Annotated in this window: 6 protein-coding genes and 1 pseudogene; 3 read left to right on the top strand and 4 right to left on the bottom strand. The window is 72.8% G+C overall.

Annotated features, from left to right (window positions below; genetic code table 11):
- Positions 1–110, top strand: a pseudogene (locus tag ACZ6C6_RS31090) (glycoside hydrolase family 16 protein); the annotation flags it as partial.
- A gap of 55 nt (positions 111–165) precedes the next feature.
- Here ACZ6C6_RS31090 and ACZ6C6_RS31085 read toward each other — a convergent pair.
- Positions 166–375 carry a hypothetical protein gene (locus ACZ6C6_RS31085; protein ID WP_469207612.1) on the bottom strand — a complete coding sequence of 70 codons (210 nt, stop codon included), beginning with the start codon at positions 373–375 and terminating at the stop codon, positions 166–168.
- 156 nt (positions 376–531) lie between these two features.
- Here ACZ6C6_RS31085 and ACZ6C6_RS31080 point away from each other — a divergent pair, with 156 nt between their 5' ends.
- A complete protein-coding gene (locus ACZ6C6_RS31080; RefSeq protein ID WP_469207610.1) occupies positions 532–3,573 on the top strand; it encodes a hypothetical protein in 3,042 nt (1,013 codons plus the stop codon).
- Here ACZ6C6_RS31080 and ACZ6C6_RS31075 read toward each other — a convergent pair.
- Positions 3,530–4,966 (bottom strand): dihydrolipoyl dehydrogenase family protein, encoded by a 1,437-nt coding sequence (locus ACZ6C6_RS31075; protein WP_469207608.1) that lies wholly within the window; start codon positions 4,964–4,966, stop codon positions 3,530–3,532. The two genes, ACZ6C6_RS31080 and ACZ6C6_RS31075, sit on opposite strands and share 44 nt — an antisense overlap.
- A 119-nt stretch (positions 4,967–5,085) precedes the next feature.
- Between ACZ6C6_RS31075 and trxA the strand changes: the two genes are divergently transcribed.
- On the top strand, positions 5,086–5,472 hold the full coding sequence (gene trxA, locus ACZ6C6_RS31070; RefSeq protein ID WP_469207606.1) for a thioredoxin: 387 nt from the start codon (positions 5,086–5,088) through the stop codon (positions 5,470–5,472).
- A 26-nt stretch (positions 5,473–5,498) separates the two neighbouring features.
- Here trxA and ACZ6C6_RS31065 read toward each other — a convergent pair whose 3' ends face one another.
- Both ACZ6C6_RS31065 and ACZ6C6_RS31060 read right to left on the bottom strand, forming a co-directional pair.
- Positions 5,499–5,828: a hypothetical protein gene (locus ACZ6C6_RS31065; protein ID WP_469207604.1), complete on the bottom strand. Its 330-nt coding sequence runs from the start codon at positions 5,826–5,828 to the stop codon at positions 5,499–5,501.
- Between the two features lie 50 nt (positions 5,829–5,878).
- Positions 5,879–6,901, bottom strand: coding sequence for a LacI family DNA-binding transcriptional regulator (locus tag ACZ6C6_RS31060; protein ID WP_469207602.1), 1,023 nt, complete (start codon positions 6,899–6,901; stop codon positions 5,879–5,881).
- Between the last annotated feature and the right edge of the window lie 13 nt (positions 6,902–6,914).

Raw genomic sequence — 6,914 nt, 5'->3', positions numbered from 1 at the left:
CGGTCGGCGGCTACTGGCCCGGCGACCCCGACGGCAGCACCGCCTTCCCCAACCAGCTCGTCGTCGACCACGTCCGCGTCACCACCAGCGACAGCGCACCTCCGACCTGATCGCGGCAGTCCCGCCGGGCGCGAGCCCGGCGGGGCCTCCACCGTCCGGGGTCGTTCAGCGAAGCAGCCCCGCGATCGTGGACGCGAGGAGTGCGAGCAGGGAGAGCGCCGCGCCGAAGGCCGTACCTCCCCGCATGAGAGCCGCGGCGTTCGACGTTCCGGACCGGCGGGCGAGCAACACGGCCGTGACAGCGCTCAGTACTGCGATCAGCAGCACGAGAGCGACGGCGATCACGGTCAGTACGACGACGGCTTCGAGCGGCACCTTGCGTCTCCTCACGGAATGGTGTGCGGACAGGAGGAGATTGGCCGATCGGCCGTACGACAGGGTTCGGGCGGACAACAATGAACAAAGCCGAACCGCTCGGCCCACGGGTCCCCGACCGGTGGCCGTCCGCCCGACCGGGCCACAGGAGGGTGCATGCCGACCCGTGACGATGCCTCGGCCCGGGCCGAGGCCCTGGCCGCGTTACGCGAACGGCTGCGCGACGTCATCGGCAGCCGTGGGTACACCCGGAAGGACATCGTCGGGCGGAGCCGCGCCTCAGAAATCCCGGTGTCGCCCAGCACGTACAGCCAGGCCCTCAACGACGACAACCCGGCACCACCGAGTCTGCGCACCGTGACGGGCATCGCACAGGCCGCCGGCGCCGATCCGGATACATGCCGGCAGCTCCGGGATCTCTGGCACCGGTCCCGGCCCGGACCGGACGTCCCTCCTCCCGGCGCCTCCAGGGACGTGTCCGCCGGCCCGGGCAGCGTCCAACTCGCCGGACCGGCACTGCTCCAGGTCCAGCAGGCGCCGTTCCTGACAGCCGGACCGGACGATTCCTTCCTCACCCCCTACTACGCCCGCCCGCACGACGTCGAACTGGAGCGTCTGCTCGCCCCGGCGGTCGACGGGAGGACGTCCTGCTTCGTCCTGCTCACCGGTGACTCCTCCACGGGCAAGACCCGCGCCCTGTTCGAAGTGCTCCTCCGGCTGGCCCCGCACCGCCGTCTGTGGCGGCCCACGGACGCCGCCGCGCTGGCGGATCTGCTCCGGGACGGGCTGGTGGCACCGGGGGACGTGCTCTGGCTCAACGAGGCGCAGCGCTTCCTGCACGGTGACCGCGCCGAGGAGGCGGCCGCCGCTCTGCGCGAGCTCCTGCTGACCCGGTCCGGCGTGGTGGCGGTCGGCACCCTCTGGACGTTCCCGTACTGGGAGGAGTTCGTCCGCCCTCCGGAGTCGGTGGACGCGCCCAGCCACGTCCGCGCGCTCCTGGCGGCGCCGGTCACGCACCGGATCGCGGTTCCGGCGGAGTTGGCCCGGGCCCAGCAAGCGGAGTGGCAGAGCCTCGCCCTGTCCAGCGGAGACCCGCGCATGGGGCAGGCGGGGCGGGCCGGAGCGGCCGACGGGCGGGTGGTCCAGCACCTCAGCGGTGGGCCCGAGCTCCTGGCCGCGTACCGCATGGGCCCCGGCGCGCATTTCACCCCTGCGGAACACGCCCTGATCACCGCCGCGATCGCGGTCAGGCACACGGCGCGCCGGGTGCCGCTCTCGGAGGAGCTGCTGGCCCACATCGCCGACGCGGCCCTTCCGCCGCGCCTCAGGCCGGCCCGGCCCGGCTGGGCCGGGGAGGCGTTGACCGCCCTGGTCACGGGTGCGCGGGCCGACGGCCGCCGCACCGACATCAGGAACTCCCTCACCGCGCTGTTCGCCCTGCGGGACACCGCAGGCGGCCCGACCACGTACGAACCGGCCGACTACCTCCAGCAGAACACCGCCGAAGCCGCTGCCGCCGCTGTGACCCGGCCGGCTCTGTGGGACGCCGTGACCGCGTTCACCACCGACCCGGCCGTGCTCATGGACTTGTCGTACAAGGCGGAGCGACAGGGCTTCATCAAGCAGGCGGTGCTGCTGATGCGCCGCGCGACAACGGCGGGCCATCCCACGAGATGGAGCACCCTCCTGAGCACCATGCCCGTCGAGACGCGTGAGCGCGAGGAGATGGCGCTCTGGACGGCGAGCCACACCTCGTGGGAGTCGGGCTGGGACATGTGTGCACGGCTGCTCGAACTCGCGGGCGAGGGCGCCGAAGCAACCCTGCGTCTCGCGGAGAGGGCCGTCGAGGAGGTCGATGTCTCCGATGCGAAGGAGGTCACTCACCTGCTCCGGACCCTGCGCGAACTGGGCCACGAATCCCTGCTCATCGACCGCGATCCGGCGGCGCTCATGCGCCTGTCGGACGTGGACTTCGTGTCCGATGTCCTCTGGCAGCTCCTCGCATACGGCTACACCGCTCACGCGGCGCGCCTCGCCGGGAGGATTCTCGCCGACCGTGCCTTTCTGGAGCATCCCGCCATGGTGCTGGAGCTCGTCGTGGCGCACCGCGTCTGCCCACCCTGGTGCGAGGACGGGAAGGCCCTGTTCTCCGCGGCCGCCTCGCGCGTCGATCTGTCCGGCGACATCGAACCGCTGCTGAGCCTGGTGAAGGAACTGAAGGAGGAGCATGCGGAAGCCGCGCGCCTGCTCGCCCTCAGGCTCGCCGACGCCATCGCCCTGTGGGACACCGAGTTCGTGGCCTCCTCGCTGTACGAACTGCGGGAGCTCGGGATGGCGACGGCATGCCGCAGGCTGGCGGAACGGGCCGTCCCCACAGTCGAGTTGGAGGAGCCGGAGGACGTCGGCTGGCTGCTGGACGAGCTTCGGTACTGCGGCTTCGACGACCTGGTCGCCGAGTTGCTGGGGCGTGACCCCCTCACGGGGCTCGACGTGGGATCGGTCAAGAAGGTGGTCCCGCTCCTGTGGGCCTTGCAGGGCCTCGAACGCGGCGACCTGGTCCGGCGTCTTCTGCTGAACACCGTGCGGGACGTCGAGCCCGATGACGCCGAATACAGCGCCATCTACCTCGATGAACTCGCGCGCGTCGGCAGACCTCGGACAGTGCGGCGGTTCGCGCTGCGCGCTGCCGACGAGGTTCCGCTGTCCGGTGCGGCCGGGGTGCGGTTCCTCGCACGGTCACTGGACCGGGAGGGACCGCCGGGCGCACTCGACCGTCTGGCCCGCCGCGCGGTCCTGGCAGTGGGACCCTACGGACACGGATTCGTCACCCTCCTCCGGACGCTCCGTGAGCACGGTCTGGCGGCACACGCCGATACCTTGATCGAGCGGGCCATCACGCACCGGGGCCTCTCGAACGCAGTGCGACGCGCGGAGCTTCTGTCCGCTCTGCGCACGGCGGGCGAGGCCGAGGCCGCCGACCGCCTGGAATCCGCGGCACCGGCAGTCGTCGCCGCGCCCACGGATCAGGTCAGGCCGCGAGCGGGGTCGCCGTACGGTCTTGAGACCGACGGCACCCCGGCCGCGCCGTGGACGTGGAGCGGTCTCGACGCGGTCGAGGCACACCTCGCGAGACGCACACATGGAGGGACGGCGCTCACCCCCGGTACGTCTCCAGCAGACGCAGCCACACCTCGCTGATCGTCGGGTACGACGGCACCACGTGCCACAACCGGTCGACGGGGATCTCACCCGCGACCGCCATCGTCGCCGAGTGGAGCAGTTCGCCGATGCCGGGTCCGACGAAGGTGACGCCCAGCAGGACTTCGCGGTCGAGGTCCACGACCATGCGGGCGCGGCCCCGGTAGCCGTCCGCGTACAGCCCGGACCCGGCCACCGATGCGAGGTCGTAGTCGACGGCGCGGACGCGGTGGCCGGCCTGTTCCGCCTCGGCCAGGGAGAGGCCCACCGATGCGGCCTCCGGATCGGTGAAGACGACCTGCGGGACGGCGGCGTGGTCGGCGGTCGCCGCGTGGGCCCCCCAGCGGGCGGTGTCCAGCGGCCTGCCCTGCGCGCGGGCCCCGATCGCGTCGCCCGTGATGCGTGCCTGGTACTTGCCCTGGTGGGTCAGGAGCGCGCGGTGGTTGACGTCACCGGCCGCGTAGAGCCAGTCCGTGCCCTCGACCCGGCAGGTGTCGTCCACGGTGAGCCAGGAGCCGGGTTCCAGACCGACCGCCTCCAGACCCAGGTCGTCGGTGCGCGGGGCGCGGCCGGTGGCGAAGAGGACCTCGTCGGCCTCCACGCTCTCGCCGTTGTCGAGTTCCACGGTGACCGGTCCTTCGCCGCCCGCGCGGCGCACTGCGGTCGCCGAGACACCCGTACGGATCTCCGCTCCGGCCTCGGTCAGCGCCTCGGCGACCAGCTCACCGGCGAACGGCTCCATCCGGGGCAGCAGCCCCTTGCCGCGTACGAGCATGGTGACCTTCGCGCCGAGCGCGTTCCACACGGTGGCCATCTCCACGCCGACGACTCCCCCGCCGACCACGACGAGCCGGCCGGGAACCTCCTTGGCGCTCGTCGCCTCCCGGCTCGTCCAGGGGCGGGCGTCCTCGATGCCGGGGAGGCCGGGTACGACGGCCCTGCTGCCCGTGCAGACGGCGACGGCGTGCCGGGCGGTGAGCCGGCGTTCCGTGCCGTCGGGCGCGGTGACGGTGACCTGCTTGGGCCCGGTCAGCCGGCCGTGGCCGCGGAGGACGTCGGCCCCGATCCCGTCGAGCCAGGCTGCCTGGCCGTCGTCCTTCCAGTGCGAGGCGTACTCGTCGCGGTGGGCAAGGACGGCGGCGGCGTCCAGCGGTCCCTGCACGGCACCGCTCAGCCCGGGGACGCGGCGGGCGTCGGCGCGGGCGACGACGGGGCGCAGGAGCGCCTTGCTCGGCATACAGGCCCAGTAGGAGCACTCGCCGCCGATCAGTTCCGACTCGACGACGGCGGTGGTCAGCCCGGCGGCCCGGGCCCGGTCCGCCACGTTCTCACCCACCGGACCCGCTCCGATGACCACGACGTCGTACGCGACAGGCTCCGCTGCATGTGTCATGCGGCCCATTCTGGCGGGCGGTGTGGGCGTCGGCCACATGGGCAGGCACGGAATAGCACGAGATCGGGCACCGTTGACTCGGACACGTCTCATACGGGCACAGGAAGAGGTAGCAACGCATGAGCACCGTAGAGCTCACCAAGGAAAACTTCGACCAGGTCGTCAGCGACAACGAGTTCGTCCTGATCGACTTCTGGGCTTCCTGGTGCGGCCCGTGCCGGCAGTTCGCCCCGGTGTACGACGCGGCGTCCGAGCGCCACGCGGACCTGGTCTTCGCCAAGGTCGACACGGAGGCGCAGCAGGAGCTGGCGGCGGCCTTCGACATCCGCTCGATCCCCACGCTGATGATCGTCCGGGACAACGTGGCGGTCTTCGCGCAGCCCGGCGCGCTGCCGGAGGCGGCCCTGGAGGACGTCATCGGCCAGGCCAGGAAGCTGGACATGGACGAGGTCCGCAAGGCCGTCGAGGCCGAGCAGAAGGGCAAGGCGGAGGGGCAGCAGCAGTAGCGGCGCCCCTCCCCGCCACGCGGGCCTCAGGTCTCCGCGGCGCGCTCCGCGACCCGGGCCGAGAGCCCGTACGCGAGTTCCGAGCCGTCGACGAGCAGACCCTCGACGGTCTTGGTGCCGGGGTCGATGTCCGCCACCATGCCGTCGCCCGCGTACCGGGGGTAGCCGGTCTCGCCCGTCTCTCCCGTGGCGGTGACCACGGCCGACCGGATGGCGGCGCCCGGTCCCCCGCCGTCGGAGCCCCTGGCCGCCGCGCCCCTGACGCTGGCCCCCGTCGCGCCTTCTCCGGCCGCGGGGGCCTTGTCGTCGGTGAACTCGGGGACGATGAGGATTTCGTAGCTCTGCGGATCGCTCATGGTCACGACGCTAGGCACGGGTGGTGCGCCGCGCATGTCGTCGGGCCGGTTCAGCTGGATTCCCTTCGTACGGCGCGGGCGCGCAGCAGGTCGTGCCGTTCGGGCGGGGTCCGGGGGTGCCGGACGAGCCGGTCCACCAGGTCGGCCAGCGGCTGGGCGGTCGCCAGCTCCATCCGTACGCTGCTGAGCCTCGGGCGCAGCAGCCGCCCGAGCATGGAGTCGTCGGCGCCCACCACGGCGGCCTCGGCGGGTATCCCGATCCCGGCGTCCTGGAGAGCCCGCATCAGCAGCATGGCGTAGGTGTCGTCGTACGCGAAGACGGCGTCCAGGCCGAGCGCGGGCCAGCCGGCGGCCAGGGAGGCGGCCGAGTCCTCCTCGTAGCGCAGCGGAAGCACCTCGACGTGGGCGCCGCCGTTCAGCGCGGCTTCGCGGGCCCCGGCGAGGCGCGGGCCGGCGAAGAGCGTGGTGGCGGGGTCCTCGGGCACCACGACGCCGATGCGGCGCCTGCCGCGTTCCAGCAGATGGCGCACCGCGCAGGCGCCGACCTCCCGCTGATCCATGATCAGGGCATGGGCGCCCTCGACCGGGTGGGGGCCCAGGGTGATGACGGCCTTGGCCCCGGAGCGCCGGAGCACGGCGGTTCCGCGTGGGGCGAGGGGAACGGAGCCGGGCACGATGACGGCGGCGGGGCGGAGTTCCGCCCACGCGCGGGCCGCTTCGTCGGCGCCGAGGCCGAGCGAGCCGTACTGGACGACCGTGTAGTCGAGGCGCCGGAGCCCCGCCTCCAGGTCGCGCAGGAAGCGGAGGTGAAGGGGGCCGGCCGGCAGGTTGCCGGTGGGCAGCAGCACCATGCGCGAGTGGCCGGCGCGCAGGGTGCGGGCGGCGGCATGGGGGACGTAGCCGAGTTCGTCGGCGGCCTCCCGTACCCGGCGGCGGGTCTGATCGCTGATCCGCACCTGCGCGTTGTTGTTGAGGACGTAGGACACGGTGGCCCGGGAGACACCGGCGAGCCGCGCCACGTCGGCGCTGGTCGGGACGGGGCCTTCGGCGGGCTGATCGGGTAACTGACTCATGGCTCCGCGCAGT

This window comes from Streptomyces sp. NPDC041814 (assembly GCF_055590565.1).
Note: the sequence above shows the minus strand (reverse complement) of the source record. Positions and strands in the feature narration are given on the sequence as shown.